This is a genomic window from Actinomycetospora sp. NBRC 106375, from assembly GCF_030269665.1.
Classification (GTDB): Bacteria; Actinomycetota; Actinomycetes; order Mycobacteriales; family Pseudonocardiaceae; genus Actinomycetospora.
In genome coordinates this window covers 14,424-31,728 of sequence record NZ_BSTS01000011.1, presented here as the reverse complement: position 1 = coordinate 31,728, position 17,305 = coordinate 14,424, and the positions used below count along the sequence as shown (strand labels likewise).

The following is a 17,305-nucleotide window of genomic DNA, read 5'->3' as shown; positions in this document are numbered from 1 at the left end:
GGCGGGGTGCGATGAGGGAAGCGTGTCGGACTTCTAGTCCTACGTCAATACCTTCTCGTTGTTCTTTCGTACTTGCATGGGCCGTGAGCGGTCGGCAACGCTCCCGTGGTGGTGACACCCGCGGGATGGACGGCCCCACCGGAGTTCACGACCCGACCTGTGCTCGAGGGCACCGTGGGGATGGCCGCGGCGACGCACTGGGCGGCGGCCGCCACCGCGATGGGTGTGCTCGAGCGGGGCGGGACCGCGTTCGACGCCGCGGTCGCGGCCGCGTTCGTCCTGCACGTCACCGAGCCCCACCTCAACGGGCCGGGCGGGGACATGACCGCGGTGTTCGCGACCGCCGACGACCCCACCCCCCGCGTGCTCGACGGGCAGGGTCCGGCGCCGGCGGGCGCGTCCGCGGCCCGCTACCGCGCGGAGGGCCTCGACCGCGTCCCCGGCGCGGGGGCCCTGGCCGCGGCGATCCCCGGCGCGGTCGACGCGTGGTTGCTGCTGCTGCGCGACCACGGCACCTGGGAGGTCGGCGACGTCCTCGCCCCGGCGATCGGCTACGCCCGCGACGGCGTGCCCGCGGTGCCGCGGCTCGCGAGCACCGTCGCCGCCGTCGCCGACCTCTTCCGCGAGCACTGGCCGACCTCGGCCGCGCTGTGGCTGCCCGGCGGGCGGCCGCCGCGGGCGGGCGAGGTCGTCCGCAACCCCGCCTGGGCCGACGCCCTCGGCCGGCTCGCGGACGCCGCGCGGGGCACGGACCGGGCCACGCGCGTCGACGCGGTGCGCACCGAGTGGGCCGAGGGCTTCGTCGCCGAGGCGATCGCCGCGTCGTGCCGCGTCCCGCACCGCCACGCGTCGGGCACCCACCACACGGGCGTCCTCACCGCCGCGGACACCGCCGGGTACCGGGCGCGGTTCGACGACGCCGCGGTCGGGCCGTTCCGGGGCCACCGGATCGCGAAGACGCCCGCGTGGGGGCAGGGACCGACGCTGCTCGCCGCGCTCGCGGTGCTCGACGGTTTCGGCGACGCCGACCTCGACCCGTCCACCGAGCACGGCGCCCACCTCGTCCTCGAGACCACCAAGCTCGCCCAGGCCGACCGGGAGGCGTGGTTCGGGGACGCCGCGGGGCCCCTCTCCATCGCCGACCTCCTCGATCCGGGCTACGTCGCCGCGCGCCGGGCGCTGATCGGGCCGGAGGCCTCCTGCGAGGTCCGCCCCGGGCGGCTCGGCGGCCGCGACCCGGTGCTCGCCGACCTCGCCCTCGCCGGCGACGTCGGGGTGACGGCCGACGGCACGATCGGCGAGCCCACGGTCACGCTCGCCGGCGAGACGAAGGGCGACACCTGCCACGTCGACGTCGTCGACCGCGCCGGCAACATCGTCTCGGCGACCCCGTCGGGCGGCTGGCTGCAGTCGTCGCCGGCGATCGCCGAGCTCGGGTTCGCGCTGGGGACGCGGCTGCAGATGACCTGGCTGCAGGAGGGGCTGCCCTCGACGCTCACCCCGGGACGGCGTCCCCGGACCACCCTGTCCCCCACGCTCGTGCTCGACGACGAGGGACCGGTCGCCGCCCTCGGCACCCCCGGTGGCGACCAGCAGGACCAGTGGCAGCTGCTCTACCTGTTGCGCACGCTCGTCGGCGGGTACGACCCGCAGCAGGCCATCGACGCGCCCGCGCTGCACACGACGTCGTCACCCGGCTCGTTCTGGCCGCGGGGGCGGGTCCCCGGCGGCGCCGTCGTGGAGGACCGGCTCGGCGACGCCGTCATCGACGGCCTCGCCCGGCGCGGGCACCGCGTCACCCGCAGCGGGCCGTGGTCGCTGGGCCGGCTCTCGGCGGTCGGCATCGACCGGGCCCGCGGGCTGCGGTGGGCCGCGGCGAACCCGCGCGGGATGCAGGGGTACGCGGTCGGGCGGTGAGCCGGACGGCGCGTCGCGACCCGGCGGGGTCGTCGCGGCTCTGCCAGGGTGCCGAGCATGATCACGCGCTCGCGGAGGGCTCCGTCGGCCTCGTCCGCTCCCCCGGCGGCGCTCGCCGGCCTGCTGCTCACGGCGGGCGTGCTGCACGGGGTGGTGCCGCAGCCGTTCGACACGATCGTGCCGCCGTGGCTGCCGGGGTCGGCGCGGTTCTGGACCTACGCGAGCGGTGTCGCCGAGGTCGCCGTCGGGGCCGCCGTCGCCGTGCCCCGCACCCGCCGGCTCGGAGCGCTCGGCGCGGCCGCGCTGTTCGTCGCGGTGTTCCCCGCGAACGTGCAGATGGCGTGGGACTGGCGGCGCCGCGCCTGGCCGTGGCGCACCGTGGCGTTCGGGCGCCTGCCGCTGCAGGCGCCGATGATCGCCCACGCGCTGCGGGTGCGGCGCGAGGCGGCGTGACCGCTTGACCGCCTGACCGCCGCGCGCCCGCGTGTCAGCGCGGGTTGCCCCGCGGGTTGCCGCGCGGGCGGATCGTCGCGTGGGGCAGGGCGGGCGCCGGGAGCCGCGCCGGGTCTCCGGTGCGCCCGTCGCGGCCGACGTAGCCGGCGACGTCGCCGAAGCGCTCGCTACCGGCTTCCCAGTCGGCGCGGAAGGCGACGATCTCGTCGTGGGTGCGGCCCACGAAGTTCCACCACATGACGATCTCCTCGCCGAACGGCGGGCCGCCGAGCAGGACGAGGCGGACGGGCTCGTCCGCCTGCCCGTCGGCCGTGATCTCGAGATGTGCCGGGCCCGCGGGGACGGCCCCGAGCTCCGCCGGTTCCAGGGCCTGCCCCTGCAGCGTGACGCGGCCGCGGTCGACGAGCAGCCCGTGCTCGAAGCCGGGGTCGACGGCGAGCGTGACCCGCGCGCCGGGCGCGAGGAGCAGCTCCGCGCCGAGCAGCGGGGTCGCCGTCGCCACCGGGGAGGTGACGCCGGCGAGGGTGCCGAGGAAGACGCGGGCGGTCGCGTGCTCGTCGATCTCGACGGGGGCGGGCGCGTGGTGGGCGAAGTCGCGCGGGGCGTCCCGGGCGTGCTCGGGCAGCGCGACCCAGAGCTGCACCCCGTGCAGGACGGTCGTGCCCGGCGTGCTGACCTCCGAGTGCGCGATGCCGTGCCCGCCGGTCATGAGGTTGAGCTCGCCGGGCCGCACGACGGCGTGGACGCCGTGGCTGTCGCGGTGCTCGACCTCGCCGGTGAACAGCCAGCTCACCGTCTGCAGACCCGTGTGCGGGTGCGGCGGGACGTCCATCCCGCCCGTGGCGGCGGTGTCGTCGGGGCCGTAGTGGTCGACGAAGCACCACGCCCCCACCAGCGAGCGCTGCCGCTGCGGCAGCGTCCGGCGCACGGTCATCGCCCGGGGTCCGCCGAGCGGCACCGCCCGTGGCGTCAGGACCTCGACGGTCGCGGCGCTCCCTCCGGGGGCGCACGCGACCTCGGCGGGCGCGGTCTCGGTGTTGCTCACGTCCTCGAGTGTGCCGCGCCGGACCGGACGCGTCGGGGTCGACGGGGCAGCGGGGGGGCGGGGTCAGCAGGGGGGCGGGGTCAGCGGGGGTCGATGTCCACGTCGGGTGGCGGCCCGTCGTCGCGATCGGGGTCGTCGTCGGTGCCGGGGCCCCCGGTACCGGCGGGCGGCGGCTCCGGGTCGCCCTCGGGCGCCCGCTGCTCCTCGGGGACGGCGGCGACGAGCGCGCGCAGGCCGTCGGCGTCGAGCAGGTCGGCGGGCGCGACCGTGTGGTCGTGGCGCACGTAGTGCAGCGCCGCGCGCACCCGCTCGACCGGGACGCCCGAGAGCGACGACCACGCCAGCCGGTAGGCCGCGAGCTGGACGGCGAGCGCCGGCAGCGCCTCGTCGCGCGGCAGCGCGCCGGTCTTCCAGTCGACGACGGTCGCGCCGCCGTCGGTGTCGGCGAAGACCGCGTCGATGCGGCCCCGCACGAGCGTGCCCGCGACCTCGGTCTCGAACGGCACCTCGACCGCCACCGGCGTGCGGTTCGCCCACCGGCTCGCGGTGAAGCGGTCGCGCAGCTCGGCGGCGTCGGCCGCGCCCGCGGGGTCGGCGGCGGCGTCCGCGTCCTCGTCGGCGGCGCCGGGCAGCTCGTCGAACTCCAGCAGCTCGGTGGCCGAGAACCAGCGCTCCAACCAGGCGTGGAACTCGGTGCCCCGCCGCGCCCGCGGATCGGGCGGGCGCGGCACCGGCCGGCGTAGCCGCCGCGCCAGCGCGCCAGGGTCGGCGGCGAGGTCGACGAGCTGGCTGACCGACAGCTGCGGCGGCAGCAGGACCCGCGCGTGGCGGTCGCGCGCCGCGGCGCGTTCTGCGAGCAGGACCTCGATGTCGGCCGCCCAGCCCTCGGGGTCGGGGGTCTCGCGCTCCGGCGGCTCGTCGAGGCCGAGATCGAGCTCCGGCGTGTCGGCGGGGGCCTTGGCAGTCCTGGCTGCCCCGCCGGGTCCGGCCGGCTCGGCCGGCCCGGCGGGCTCGCTCGACCGGCGATCCCGCGCCGCCCGGACCAGCGCCGCGCCCTGCTCGACCGCGGCCCGGCGGTGGCCCAGCGGGTCGACCGGCCACGCCGCTTGGTGGATGGCCGCGGCCATGGGGTTGGTCTCGTCCTCCGCGGGCGGCTCCGCCCAGTGGTCGACGACCCCGCAGCGCCCCCGGCCGGCAGCGGCCAGCTCGCCGACCTCGCCGAGCAGGTCCGACGGACCACGTGGCGTGTCGCCGGTGTCGCCCCACCAGTGCCCGGACACGAGCAGGCCGTGCTCGGCGCGGGTCAGCGCGACGTAGAACAGGCGGCGTTCCTCGATCAGGCGCCGGTCGTCGAAGGCGCGCTCGTGGGCGTCGAGGCGCTCCTGGACCTCCTTGCGGTCGGCCGCGCCGTCGAGATCGAGATCGGGGAGGTCGGGCCGATCGCCGCGCAGGTGCACCGGCAGCGAGGCGACCGAGGTGAGCCACGATCCGGAGCGCTTCGAGGCGGGGAACACCTTGTCGACGACGTGCGGCAGCGCGACCAGCTCCCACTCGAGGCCCTTGGCGGCGTGCACCGTGAGCACCTGCACGCGGGTGCCGCCGGTCGCGGGGTCGGCGACGTCGACCTCGCCGGGGGTGAGGCCGTCCTCGGCGTCCTCGGCCGCGTCGAGGTAGGCGAGCAGCGCGGTGACCGTCGCCGTACCTCCCGACGAGGCGGCGCCGGCCGCGAAGTCGGCGACGACCTCGGCGAACGCGTCGAGGTGCGCGCGGCCGGTGGGGCCGGGGCGCGCGGCGGTCTCGACGTCGAGCAGCAGCACCCGCTCGACGTCGGCGACGAGGTCGACCAGCGGGGCGGTGACCCGCCGGCGCAGCATGGCGAGCTCGTGCGCCAGGTGCTTGAGCCGGTCGAAGCCCGCCGCGGAGTAGCGCGCGGCCGGGCCGGGGTCGTCCAGCGCGTCGACCAGCCCGGCGCGTTCGGCGTGCTCGCCGGGCAGCGCGGCGGCCACGGGGTCGGGGACGGCGGTGCTGACGGGGCCGGTCCCCTCGTCGCTCGCCGGCGCGGCCAGCTCGCGGGCCCGGCGCCACAGCGCGGCGAGGTCGGCGCCCCCGATGCGCCAGCGCGCGCCCGTGAGCAGCCGGACCGCGGCGCCGCCGGCCAGCGGGTCGACCACGAGCCGCAGCGCCGAGACGACGTCGCGGACCTCCGGCTCGTCGAGCAGGCCGCCGAGGCCCACGACCTCGACGGGCAGGTCGCGGGCCCGCAGCGCGGCGGCCAGCCCGCTCATGTCCGCGCGGCGGCGCACGAGCACCGCGGTGGTCGGGGGCTCCGACTCGGCGTCGGCGGCCGCGCGCCAGCGGTCGGCGACCGCGTCCGCGATCCACGCCCGCTCGGTCTCGACGTCGGTGTGCAGGGCCACCCGCACGTCGCCGGCCGGGGCCCCGGGGCGCGGGCGGAGCTCGTCGACCGGCACCCCGGCGTGGCGCAGGGGCTCGGCGATGCCGTTGGCGAGGGCGAGCACCTCGGGCGGGTTGCGGAAGCTCGTCAGGAGCCCGTGGCGGGCGGCCGCCACCCACTCCCGGGTCGAGCTCCGCTGCGCTCCGTCTCCCGCGGTCTCGCCGTCGGCGTCGACGCGGGGGAAGTCGGTGACGAACCGTGGCAGGTTGGCCGCGCTCGCCCCGCGCCAGCCGTAGATCGACTGGAACGGGTCGCCGACCGCCGTGACCGAGGTGTCGCCATCCCCGGCGAAGAGCGAGCGCAGCATGATCCGCTGGGCGTGGCCGGTGTCCTGGTACTCGTCGAGCAGCACCGCGCGGTAGGCCAGCCGCTCGGCCTCCCCGACCTCGTCGTGGGTCTCGGCGAGGCGCGCGGCGGCGGCCATCTGGTCGGCGAAGTCGAGGCAGCGCTCGGCGCGCTTGCGCTCGGCCAGCTCCTCGACCAGCGGCAGCAGGTCCGCGCGGAACCGCTGCGCGGCGACCTTGGTGGCGAGCGCCTGCGGGAGCGCGGCCCGCTGGCCCTTGCCCGGCGGGGCGCTCTCCACGGCGCGGGCGAAGCGCTCGGCGTGGTCGCGCAGCGAGCCGGCGTCGGCCAGGTGCTCGCCCAGCTCGCCGGCCAGCGACTGCACCAGCGCGGTGACGGTGGCCGGGACACGGTCGGTGTCGAGGTCGGCGGCCCAGGTGGCGACGATCCGGTGCGCGAGCTGCCACGACGCCGTCGGCGAGAGCAGCCGCGCACCGGGGTCGACGGGCAGGCGCAGGCCGTGCTCGGTGAGCAGCCGTCCGGCGTAGGCGTGGTAGGTCGAGATCGTCGGCTCGCCGGCGCGCGCGGCCAGGCGCCGGTCGCCGCTCGGGTCGAGCTCGTCGAGCAGCGTCGACGCGCCGAGCACCCGCAGGCGGCGGCGCACGCGGTCGGCGAGCTGACCGGCGGCCTTGCGCGTGAACGTCAGGCCGAGCACCTGTTCGGGCCGCACGAGACCGTTGGCGACCAGCCACACGACGCGCGCGGCCATGGTCTCGGTCTTGCCCGAGCCCGCCCCGGCGGTGACCAGCGCGGGCTCCGACGGCGCGCCGATGACCGCGGCCTGCTCGTCGGTGGGGCGGCGCAGGCCGAGGCGCTCGGCGAGCTCGACGGGGTCGATCAGCTCGGTGGCCGGCACGGCGATCGCGGTCACGGCACCTGCCTCCCCGAGGTGTGCACCGGGCAGGCCGTGCGGACGGGGCAGCGGTCGCAGGTGTCGTTCTCGCGGCCGAGGAACCCCGGGCCCTCGGTGGCGCGGGCGGCCGTCGCCACGGCGTCGCGCCACAGCGCCAGGCCCTCGTCGTCGAGGGGCTCCTGGGCCCGCTCCTTGGCCGCTCCCCCGGCGCGGGAGAGGTAGACCAGGCGCGCCCCGCCGGGGGCGCTGCGCGCGTCGGTGCGGTCCGGCCCGGCGAGGACCTCGGAGAACGCGCCGAGCGCCGTCGCGAGCTGGTAGACGGCGAGCTGGGGGTGAAGCTGCGCGTCGGCCTTCGAGATCGGCGTCTTGCCCGTCTTCACGTCGATGATCACCGGGCGTCCGTGCGGGTCGATCTCGAGGCGGTCGACGCGGCCCCGCACGCGCACCCCCTCGGCCACGGCGACCTCGAGCTCGCGCTCCACCGCCGCCTCGGTGAGGTGCGCCCGCGTCTGCTCGCGCCAGGCGAGGAACGACCCCAGCATCCGCCGGGTGTTGGCGAGCTCCCGGCGCGAGAACCACGGCGCGCCCGCGTCGACCGAGGCCCACGCGACGTCGAGGGCCTCCTGCAGCTCGCGCTCCCCCGCGCCCTCCGCGGCGCGCTGCACGAGCGCGTGGACCAGCGACCCGGTGACCGACGCGAGCGAATCGGTGTCGTCGCCGCCATGGGTCTGCAGCGCCCAGCGCAGCGGGCAGGTCAGGATCGTCTCGACCGCGCTCGGGCTGACCGCGACCGGCGAGCCGGCCGGCCGCAGCGGGGCGTCGGTGGACGGGCCGAGAAGGCCGTACCAGTCGTCGGGGTCGGCCCCCGGCACGCCGGCGTCGGCGAGGCGGGCGAGCCCCTCGGCGGCGCGTTCCCGACGCTCGGGCGTGGTGTCGGGGTCGGTGACGGCCCGGCGCAGCTCCCCGACCAGCTCGGCGAGCACCAGCGCGCGGCCGGGGCGGCTGCGCGGGCGGTGTGCCTCCGCGGGGTCGTCGGTGACGGGGCCGCCGTCGACGTCGTCGAGGAACCGCGACGGCGTGACGTCCTCCGCCTCGACGGCGCTGACGTGCGCGGCGCGCCGGGCCCGCGACAGCGCGACCGCGAAAAGCCGGCGCTCCTCGGCGAGCAGGGGCGCCTGCCCGGAGACCGCCGGGTCGTCCGGCACGCCGGCCAGCACGTCGACCAGTCGCTCGACCCCGAGCAGGGTGCCGCGCCGCCGCAGGTCGGGCCAGGCGCCCTCCTGGACGTCGGGGATGATCACGACGTCCCACTCGCGGCCGCGCGAGGCGTGGGCGGTGAGCAGGGCGACCGCCTCGCCGTCGGGCGCGCGGGGGGCGAGGGTGTCGGCGCGGATGCGCTGGTCGTCGGCCTGGGCGACGAAGCCCGCGACCGTGCCGCCGGGCAGGTCCTCGACGTAGCGGGCGGCCCGCTCGACCAGGGCGACGACGGCGTCGAGGTCGCGGTCGGCCTGGGCCCCGGTGACGCCGCCGCGCTCGCTCGCGGCGACCCAGCGCCGTTGCAGACCGCTGCGGTCCCACACCGCCCAGAGCACGTCGGGGACCGAGGCGCCGTCGCGGATGGCGTGCGCGGCCGCGGCGAGCAGCTCGCCGACACGGGCCAGCGGGGCGGCCTCCGAGGTGCTCAGCAGCGCCAGGGGGTTCTTCGCCTCCTCGACGTGGTCGAGCAGGGCGTCGACGATGAGGGCGTCGCTCGGCGTGTCCGCCGCGCCGCCGCCGGCCTCGTGGCGCCGGAGCAGCCCGCGGCGCAGCCGGCGCACCGCCAAGGGGTCCGCCCCGCCGAGCGGGGAGGCGAGCAGCGCGAGGGCCGTGTCGGCGTCGAGGCGCGGCGGGTCGGCGGCGCAGCGCAGCACCGTCAGCAGCGGGGCGACCGCGGGCAGGGCCGCGAGCGGGGTGTCGTCCGCGGGCACGGCCAGCGGGACCCCGGCCGCGAGCAGCGCCCGGCGCAGCGGCGGGAGCGAGCCGGACACCGAGCGCACGAGCACCGCCATCCGCGACCACGGGACGCCGTCCGTGAGGTGGGCGCGGCGCAGCCGGTCGGCGACCGCGGCGGCCTGGCGTCCCGGCGTGGCGTAGACGTCGACGGTCAGCCGGCCGGGGTCGTCCTGATCGTCCTGATCGTCCTGCGGCGCCGCTCGGGTCCGCCCCGGACCGGCGCCGGGCAGGGCCGCGACGACGCGGGCGACGGCGTCGCGCAGGACCGGGCGGCTGCGGTGGTCGGTGCGCAGGACGACGGTCGCGAGCCCGCCCGGGTCGGCGTCGCGCAGCAGCGCCGGGTCGGCGCCGCGGAACCCGAGCACCGAGGAGTCGGGGTCGCCGGCGAGCACCCAGTCGTCGGCGGCCTCGCCGAGCGCGCGGGCCAGCTCGACCTGCTGGGGATCCATGTCCTGCACGTCGTCGACGACGAGGTGGCGGACCGTCGCGCGCTCGGCCTCGAGCAGCTCGGGGTCCGCGACGAAGGCGTCGAGCACCGCGGCGACGAGCTCGGCGGCGTCGAGCGGCGGCGCGCTCGCGAGGGGGTTGGCCGACCCGGCCGCCGCGCGCAGGAGCGTGACCTCCTCATACGTGCGGTAGAAGCGGCCGGCGGCGAGCCACGCCGGCACGCCGAAGCGCTTGCCGAGATCGGTGAGCTCCTTCGGCCCCAGCCCCCGCTCGGCGGCCCGCAGCAGCAGATCGCGCACCTCGCCGGCGAAGGCGGGCGCCTCGAGGGCCGGGCGCATGCGCAGCGGCCAGCCCGAGGGCACCCCGGCCCCGGCGACCTCGCCCGCGAGCAGCTCGCGGACCATCGCGTCCTGCTGGGCGCCGGGCAGCAGCCGCGGCGGGGCCTCGCCGCGGCGCGCGGCGTGGCGGCGGAGCACGGCGAAGGCGTAGGAGTGCACGCTGCGCACCAGGGGTTCGGCGGCCGCCCGGGCGCTCTCCGTGCCGCCGGCGAGCGCGCGGCGGCGCGCCCCGATCCGTTCCCGCAGGCCCGCCGCGGCCCGGCGGTCGCCGACGAGCACGAGCGGGCGGGCGTCCGGCTCGGCGTGCAGCAGGCGCGCCACCCGCTCGGCGAGCAGCGTCGTCTTGCCCGTGCCCGGACCACCCAGCACCCGGAGGAACCCGGCGTCGTGCTCGACGACCCGGCGTGCGGCCTCGTCGAGCACCAGCTCGCCCGGCACCCACGCCGCGGCGCGCCGCAGCTCCGGCGCCCGGTCGGCACGCGTCGGGGAACTCACGGCGACCACTTCACCACGTCCCCCCGACACCGCCGTGGACCTGGGTCGCGACTGACGCCCACGCACACGGGGTGTGCGAGCAATGCGGCTTTCCTGGCGTCAGACGCCAGGATCGCCACATCCTCGCGCGCGCGACACGCCGGGACCGGCGCTCCGGGCCCGGAACTCCCGTGTTGGACTCGTCGGTGTGGACGAGGCGCGGCACGAGCGGATCCGGGCGGCGGTGGCCGCGATCCCCGAAGGCTCCGTCGCGACCTACGGCGATGTGGCCCGGGAGGTCGGCGAGGCCTCGGCACGCCTCGTCGGGCGGGTGATGAGCGAGGACGGGGCCGACCTGCCGTGGCACCGCGTGCTGCGCGCGGACGGCTCCAGCGCCCCCCAGATCCTCGACGAGCAGCACGCCCGCCTGCGCGCCGAGGGCGTCGAGATCCGCGACGGGCGTGTCGTGCTCGCGAACCACCGCGTGGCGAGCGGGTGGATTTCCTGATGCTGAACGTCAGTACTCGGCCTCCGTCGCGGCAGCTCCGCTTCGCTGCGTGCCGCCGGTGGACGCCACGCTGACACCGACCGCGCCTCAGCGGTTCTCGGCGTGTCGCGCTCGCGAGGATGTGGCGATCCTGGCGTCAGGCGCCAGGAAAGCCGCATTGCTCGTACACACGCTGCCCCGACGCCGACACCACCCCGGGTCTCAGCCGCCTGACGCGAGGCCTCGCCGGTAGAGGTCGAGGTGCGCGGCGGCCGCCGCGTCCCAGGTGTGCGCGGCGGCGAGGGCGCGGCCGACGGTCGCGTGGGCGGGGTCGAGGTCCGGATCGGCTCCCTCGAGCACGCGGCCGATCTCCCGCGCGAACCCCTCGGGCCCGTCGGCGAAGCGCGCCGCGCCGGCGAACACCTCGCGCAGCACGGGCAGGTCGCGGGTCACCAGCGGGACCCCGGCCGCGAGGGCCTCCATCGCCGCGAGCCCGAACCCCTCCTTCGTCGACGGGAACGCGAAGACCGAGGCGCCCGCCACCAGACCGGGCAGCTCCCCGTCGTCGACCGGCCCGAGCACCACCGGCGCGACGCCCAGCTCGTCGGAACGGGCGAAGACCTCGGCGCGGTACGGGCGGTAGTCGAACAGCGTGTCCCCGCCCGCGATCAGCAATGGGACGTCCGGGAGGAGCGCCATCGCCTCGACGAGCTCGAGGGTCCCCTTGCGCGGCTCGATCCCGCCGACCGCGAGCACGTAGCGCCCGTACTCCGCGCGCCACGGCTCCCCCGCTCCCGAGGACGCCGCCGCCGCGAACCGCGCCGCGTCGACCCCGTTGCCGATCACCGCCGGCGACCGGTCCCACCCGGACCGCACCTCGCCGGCCACGGCCTCCGACACGCACACCAGCGCCGCCGGCTCGACGATCGCGCGCTCGTGACAGGCCGCGAGCTCGGGTGTGGTGAACCGGTCGAGGTGGTGCACGGTGCGCCAGAGACCGTCGTAGCCGCGCGCCCGCCCGACCGCGTTCGCCGTCAGGCAGTCCTGCGCGTGCACCACGTCGAACGAGCCCTCGAACGCACCGAGGGCCTCGGCCAGCAGCGCGATCGAGCGCAGGATCCGGTCCCCGACCGACTCCCCCTCGATCTCGGGCACCGGCACGAGCCGCACGGTCACCGCGTCGCGCACCGGCCGGAAGAACCCCGTGTCCCCGCCGCGGGCCAGCGCCCACACGGTGACGTCGTGGCGCGCCCTGGCGAAGGCCTCGGCCAGCGCGAGGGTGTGGACGACGCCGCCGCGCGGCTTGGTCGAGTAGGTCAGCAGGGCGATCTTCACGGGGTCACGGCCCGTAGGTCTCGGGTCGCCGCTCGGTCAGGTGGTGCAGGACGGCGCGCGCCGCGCCGACGGCGCCGGGCAGGTCGACCTCGGCGACGGCCAGGCCACCTTTCGACCAGGTCCGCGCCAGGATCTCCCCGCCCGGTCCGACCACCTTCGCGCGGCCGAGGAAGTGCAGCGCGCCGTTGCGTCCGCTCTGGTTCGACGACAGCCACACCACCTGGTTCTCGGCCGCCCGCGCCTGGTCGTAGAGGTCGAACAGCCGCGCCTGGCGGTCCTGCGCCATCCGCGGCGCCCGGTTCGTCAGGGACGTGGGCCAGGCCGACAGGCACGCGATGATCTCCGCGCCGTCCACCGCGAGCGCCCGCGACGCCTCCGGGAAGGTCTTGTCGTGGTCGATGAGCAGCCCCATCCGGCCCACCGGCGTGTCGAACGCCGCGAACCCGTCACCGGCCCGGAACAGCGGGGCGATCCCGGCCGGCAGGTGCACCTTGCGGTGCCGGCCGAGGATCCCGTCGCCGGACAGGCACACGGCGGCGTCGTAGCGCGCGGGCCCGGCGCCCTCGTCGGTGTCGTCCTCGGGCCCCAGCTCGCAGTACCCGAGGCAGACGACCATGTCGCCGGCGATGTCGATCACCGACCGGACCTCGTCGCCGTTGGGCTCCAGCAGCGGGGGCAGGCACTCGATGTCGGGGTGGCGCAGGTCGGTGAGGTAGCCCCCGAGCGCGCCGTCGGGCAGCGCGAGCATCTCGACCCCGGCGTCCCGGGCGTGCGCGATGATCATCTTGATGCGGTCGAGGTCGAACCCGATGTCGCGCGTGAAGTGGGCCGCGGCGGCGGCGAGGCGGACCACCGGCGGACCCTAGCCGGCCCGCGCCGCGACGGGCACGGGGGCGAGGTCGTAGGACGCCGGGCGCCGGTCGCGCAGGTGCCCCATGAACCGCCGGGCCGCCTCGACGGCGTCGTCGACGTCGACGGAGGCGACGGCGAGTCCAGCGTCCGTGCCGGTGGTGTCGAGGACCTCCCCGCCCGGGTCGACGATCTTGGCGCTGGCGACGAGACGCATGTCGCCGAACGTCCCGGCCTGGTTCGCCGACACCCAGACAATCTGGTTCTCCAGCGCGCGGGCCCGGTCGAACAGGTCGAAGCGCCGGGTCCAGCGGTCGTCGGCGAGGACCGGCGCCTGGTTGGTGCGCGACGCAGGCCAGGCCGACATGCACACCACGATCCGCGCCCCGTCGACCGCCAGGGCGCGCGCGGCCTCGGGGAACGCCTTATCGTAGCAGATCATCATGCCGAGCCGGCCGATCGGCGTGTCGAACGCGGCGAAGCGGTCGCCCGCCGCGTAGGAGTTGTTCTCGTTCAGCGGCTGGTGGACCTTGCGGTGGTGGCCGAGCACGCCGTCGCCGGTCACGGCCACGCAGCTGTTGTAGGGCAGGCCCCCCGACGCCGTGTCGCCCCGCTCGCAGAAGCCGGCCGTGACGACCGTGTCGCCGGCGAGCGCGACGAGCCGGCGCACCTCGGGGCCGTCGATCTCGAGCTGCGGCGGGACGTCAGCCGAATCCATCGTGGCCGCATCGTCGTGCAGCGACGACAGGTAGCCCCCGAGCGCGGCCTCGGGCAGCGCGAGCAGGTCCGCCCCCGCCGCCCGGGCCCGCCCGAGCAGGGCCTCGATCGTGGCGAAGTCCTCGTCGAGGTCGCGGCCGAAGCCCGCGGCCGCGGCCGCGAACGTCCTGACGGTCATGGGTGGATCCCTCCAGTCGTTGCCGCCCTCACGTCGCCCGCGCCGGCTCCGCGGCGCGGCGCCGCGCCCAGGCCCGTGACACCACTGGCGACGGCCTCGGTGATCTCGCCGTCGGGCCAGCGCAGCGCGACGCCGGTGCTCGCGGTCAGCTCCCCGCACACCGCGCTCGTCGCGGGGCCGGCCGCCGGGGCCGGGGCGTCCGGCGCGTCGGCGGTGAGCAGCGCGAAGCCGGGGAAACAGGTCAGCCAGTCGGCGACGGTCGCGCCGGCCGGGCGCGGCACGGCGGCGACGTCGAGCACCGCGCCCGTGCCCGAGGCCTCGGCGAGCATGCCGAGGGTGCCGACGACCCCGGCCATCGACACGTCCTTGGCCGCGGCCGGCCGATGCGGCTCGTCCGGTCCGATCGCGGCGACCATCGCCCGCAGCTCGGCGGGCGTGCGCGTCGACGTCGAGTCCCACTGCCGCCCGGTGTAGCCGGGGCGCCACGTGCCGCCGAGGTCGGCGGTCAGCCGCACGGCCATGCCCGGTCGGCCGCCGGCGGCGGGGACGGGCGCCGGTGTCCGCCCGAGGGCGGTGACGGCGAGGGACGCGGGGACCTCGAGCTGCGTGTGCCCGCCGACGACCGGCACGCCGTAGGCGTCGGCCGCGGCGCGCAGGCCGGTGAGGACGCGGTGGGCGAACGAGGCGTCGCGGGCACCGACGGCGTCGAGCAGGGCGGTGGGCGCGGCGCCCATGGCGGCGAGGTCGTTGACGTTGACCAGCACCCCGCACCAGCCGGCCCACTCCGGGTCGCGCTCCACCATCGCCGGCAGGATCGCGTCACAGGCCGCGACGATGTCGGTCCCGGGAACGGGGGCGCCGTCGTCGCCGACGTGCAACCCGGTCCCGGCCATGCCCGCGACGAGCTCGCCCAGCGGGGCCTTGGTCGCGGCGATCAGCGCCGCGAAGCGCCCCACGGGCCAGCGCACGTGCACGTGGGGGCGGCCGGCGACCGTCGTGTCGCGGACGCGCTGCCAGCCCAGGCGGCGGAAGAGCGTCTCGTTCGCGGCCTGGACGTCGGCCTCGAACCGCAGCGCGCCGGCGGCCTCGGCGCGGGCACAGGCCGCGCGCACCAGGGCCGCGCCGACCCGGACGCTCGCCCGCCGGCGGGCCAGCGGCGCGACGACGAGACGGCTGCCCGTCCACCACCCCAGGTCGGGCCGGGCGGTGTCGGCGTCGACGGGCGCGAGGCGGACGCCGCCCAGGACCTCGCCGGTCGCGTCGCGGGCGACCAGGACGATCGCGCGCGGGTCGTGGTCGTGCTCGTCGAGGTCGCCGACACCGTCGTCGCGGAAGAGCCCCTGCTCGTCGACGAACACCGCGCGCCGCAGCGCCCGGTAGGCGACGACGTCGGGGTGGCGCGCGTCGATGGCCGGGGCCTCGGCGATGGTGACGTCGCGGGCCTGCCGGCGGGTGCGGCCGCCGAGGATCTCGTCGGCGGCGCCCATCTCGCCGAGTGAGTGGTCGTCGAGCAGCGACACCGGCTCAGCCCCCCGCCGCGGACAGGGCGGAGCAGGCGCCGCACGCCGCGCAGCCCGCGGCCTGGTCGGCGCCGCGCATGCCGGCGGCCTGGAGGATCTTCGCGACGCGGGCGGTGACCTCGGCGAGCAGCTCCGGGTCCGGCGCGGGGTCGCCGTCGGCGAAGGCGAGCGTGCCCGGGATCGGGCGGTACGGCACGACGAAGGGGTAGACGCCGCGGTCGACGAGGTCGGCCGCGCCGGCGACGAGCTCGTCGGGGTCCTCGCCCAGGCCGACGATGAGGTAGGTCGACACGGCGTTCGCGCCGAAGAGCCGCACGCTCTCGTCCCACGCGAGCCGGTACTGGGACAGCGGGACGGTCGCCTTGCCGGGCATCCAGCGGGCGCGCACGGCGTCGTCGAGCGACTCGACGTGGATGCCGACGGCGTCCGCGCCGGCGTCCTTCAGCTCCTGCAGCGCGGCCAGGTCCTCGGGGGCGGGCGGCTCGCACTGCACCTGGATCGGCAGGTCGGGCACCGCCGCCTTGATCGCGCGCACGCAGCGGGCGAGGTGGCGGGCGCCGCGGTCGCGGCCGTTGGACGTGCCGGTGGTCAGCACCATCTGCTTGACGCCGTCGAGGCGGACCGCGGCCTCGGCGACCTCGGCGAGCTGGTCGGGGGTCTTCACGGCGGTGGTGGCGCCACTGCGCAGCGACTGCTCGATGGCGCAGAAGCGGCAGCGATCCTGCTCGCCGTAGCGCACGCAGGTCTGGACGGCGGTCGTGGCGAGGACGTCGTTGCCGTGGAGGCGGGCGAGCTTCTCGTAGGGGACGCCGTCGGCGGTGGTGAGGTCGTAGAAGGCGGGGCGGGCGACGGTGTCGACCTCGACGCCCAGGTCGGTGATCCCCCCGTCGGGGCCGGTGCGCACGAGCCGGCCGTCGCGCAGCCGGTAGGGGCTCGCCGGGTTGATCGGGATCGCCGTCTTGAGGCCGTCGACGAGCACGTGGCCGTCGGCGGACGGGCCGGCGCCACCGGGGCGGCGCAGGGGGATGGAGGCACCGAGGTCTGTCGTGGTGCCCGGAGTGTCGGACGGGAGGTCGAGCGCGACGCCGCGGACGGCCACTTCGGAGCGGGCGGACAACCCGAGGTCGGGCTGCGGGGACATCGGCTGACCTCCTGTGCTCTGGATCGGGGGTGGTCACGGCCGGCGCGGGTGTCCCCGCGCCGGCCGCGTCACGTCAGAGCTGGTAGGTCGAGTTGATGATCGCGCCCTTGCGCGCGTAGTAGATGAGCGCGTCCTGGACGTCGAGCGGGTGCGTCGGGATGACGCCCTCGATGAGGTCCTCCTCGCGGGCGCCGTGCAGCGACAGGCCGAAGCGGCAGCAGTAGACCTTGCCGCCCTCGCTCATGAACGTCTTGAGCTGGTCGTTGATGTTGTGCTCACCGGGGAACGCCGAGGTGCCGGTGGTGGGGAACCCGCGCGTGGCCAGGCAGTTCAGCGAGCCGGGGCCGTAGAAGTACATCGCGGACTCGAAGCCCTTGCGCAGCGCGCGCGTGGCCTGGAGGACCGCGACGAAGCTGACCGACGACTCGTGCGCGATGCCGTGGACCAGCGTGAAGTAGGTCTCGCCGCCCTCGGCCTGCAGGTCGGGGAAGACCTTCGTCCCGCCGTAGATGCTCGAGCCCTCGGGCAGCGAGGGGTGCGGGATCTCCTCGAGGCTCTTCTTCTCGACGTCGGAGAGCTCGGTGCTCGTCATGCTGTGCTCCTCGCGGGATGCTGGTGTGCGGCGGTGCCCGCGATGCGACGGGCAGCCCCTGGGGAAGGAGAGTTCGGGGACGGCGGGGTCCTCGCCGACCCCGGATGCGGGACCGTGCGATCCGGTTCCTCGCTGCGACTCAGCACACCAACCGGCGATTTCCGAAGTGT

Annotated in this window: 12 protein-coding genes; 3 read left to right on the top strand and 9 right to left on the bottom strand. The window is 77.1% G+C overall.

Annotated elements, in window-relative coordinates:
- Nucleotides 1-180 precede the first annotated feature (180 nt).
- Both QSK03_RS18920 and QSK03_RS18915 read left to right on the top strand, forming a co-directional pair.
- Nucleotides 181-1,917: a gamma-glutamyltransferase family protein gene (locus tag QSK03_RS18920; RefSeq protein ID WP_285655801.1), complete on the top strand. Its 1,737-nt coding sequence runs from the start codon at nucleotides 181-183 to the stop codon at nucleotides 1,915-1,917.
- 57 nt (nucleotides 1,918-1,974) lie between these two features.
- The gene (locus tag QSK03_RS18915) at nucleotides 1,975-2,370 is read left to right on the top strand and encodes a DoxX family protein (RefSeq protein WP_285655127.1); all 396 of its coding nucleotides are present in this window, start codon (nucleotides 1,975-1,977) and stop codon (nucleotides 2,368-2,370) included.
- 34 nt (nucleotides 2,371-2,404) lie between these two features.
- Here the strand turns inward: QSK03_RS18915 and QSK03_RS18910 are convergent, their stop codons facing one another.
- From QSK03_RS18910 to QSK03_RS18900, 3 genes are all read right to left on the bottom strand, one after another.
- Nucleotides 2,405-3,415, bottom strand: a complete 1,011-nt coding sequence (locus tag QSK03_RS18910; protein ID WP_285655124.1) for a pirin family protein — start codon at nucleotides 3,413-3,415, stop codon at nucleotides 2,405-2,407.
- A gap of 80 nt (nucleotides 3,416-3,495) precedes the next feature.
- Nucleotides 3,496-7,083: an ATP-dependent helicase gene (locus QSK03_RS18905; protein WP_285655123.1), complete on the bottom strand. Its 3,588-nt coding sequence runs from the start codon at nucleotides 7,081-7,083 to the stop codon at nucleotides 3,496-3,498.
- Nucleotides 7,080-10,337 (bottom strand): ATP-dependent helicase, encoded by a 3,258-nt coding sequence (locus QSK03_RS18900; RefSeq protein WP_285655121.1) that lies wholly within the window; start codon nucleotides 10,335-10,337, stop codon nucleotides 7,080-7,082. The genes QSK03_RS18905 and QSK03_RS18900 overlap by 4 nt, the downstream gene beginning before the upstream one ends.
- A 187-nt stretch (nucleotides 10,338-10,524) precedes the next feature.
- Between QSK03_RS18900 and QSK03_RS18895 the strand changes: the two genes are divergently transcribed.
- Complete coding sequence (locus QSK03_RS18895; protein WP_285655119.1) at nucleotides 10,525-10,824, top strand: MGMT family protein; 300 nt, start codon at nucleotides 10,525-10,527, stop codon at nucleotides 10,822-10,824.
- Between the two features lie 201 nt (nucleotides 10,825-11,025).
- Here QSK03_RS18895 and QSK03_RS18890 read toward each other — a convergent pair whose 3' ends face one another.
- From QSK03_RS18890 to QSK03_RS18865, 6 genes are all read right to left on the bottom strand, one after another.
- A complete protein-coding gene (locus tag QSK03_RS18890) occupies nucleotides 11,026-12,138 on the bottom strand; it encodes an MSMEG_0565 family glycosyltransferase (protein WP_285655117.1) in 1,113 nt (370 codons plus the stop codon).
- A gap of 4 nt (nucleotides 12,139-12,142) precedes the next feature.
- Entirely contained in the window at nucleotides 12,143-12,991 is an 849-nt protein-coding gene (locus tag QSK03_RS18885; protein WP_285655114.1) for a carbon-nitrogen hydrolase family protein, read from the bottom strand.
- A gap of 9 nt (nucleotides 12,992-13,000) precedes the next feature.
- Entirely contained in the window at nucleotides 13,001-13,882 is an 882-nt protein-coding gene (locus tag QSK03_RS18880) for a carbon-nitrogen hydrolase family protein (RefSeq protein WP_285655111.1), read from the bottom strand.
- On the bottom strand, nucleotides 13,879-15,402 hold the full coding sequence (locus QSK03_RS18875) for an MSMEG_0567/sll0787 family protein (protein ID WP_285655109.1): 1,524 nt from the start codon (nucleotides 15,400-15,402) through the stop codon (nucleotides 13,879-13,881). Before QSK03_RS18875 ends, QSK03_RS18880 begins: the two co-directional genes overlap by 4 nt.
- A 4-nt stretch (nucleotides 15,403-15,406) precedes the next feature.
- On the bottom strand, nucleotides 15,407-16,543 hold the full coding sequence (locus QSK03_RS18870) for an MSMEG_0568 family radical SAM protein (RefSeq protein ID WP_285655107.1): 1,137 nt from the start codon (nucleotides 16,541-16,543) through the stop codon (nucleotides 15,407-15,409).
- Between the two features lie 73 nt (nucleotides 16,544-16,616).
- Nucleotides 16,617-17,135, bottom strand: coding sequence for an MSMEG_0572/Sll0783 family nitrogen starvation response protein (locus tag QSK03_RS18865; protein WP_285655105.1), 519 nt, complete (start codon nucleotides 17,133-17,135; stop codon nucleotides 16,617-16,619).
- Nucleotides 17,136-17,305: the final 170 nt, after the last annotated feature.

What these genes read in the sequence shown, in the direction of transcription:
- QSK03_RS18920 (WP_285655801.1), top strand. Translation starts at nt 181, where the DNA reads ATGGCCGCGGCGACGCACTGGGCGGCGGCCGCCACCGCGATGGGTGTG.
- QSK03_RS18915 (WP_285655127.1), top strand. Translation starts at nt 1,975, where the DNA reads ATGATCACGCGCTCGCGGAGGGCTCCGTCGGCCTCGTCCGCTCCCCCG.
- QSK03_RS18880 (WP_285655111.1), bottom strand. Translation starts at nt 13,882, where the DNA reads ATGACCGTCAGGACGTTCGCGGCCGCGGCCGCGGGCTTCGGCCGCGAC.
- QSK03_RS18865 (WP_285655105.1), bottom strand. Translation starts at nt 17,135, where the DNA reads ATGACGAGCACCGAGCTCTCCGACGTCGAGAAGAAGAGCCTCGAGGAG.
- QSK03_RS18870 (WP_285655107.1), bottom strand. Translation starts at nt 16,543, where the DNA reads ATGTCCCCGCAGCCCGACCTCGGGTTGTCCGCCCGCTCCGAAGTGGCC.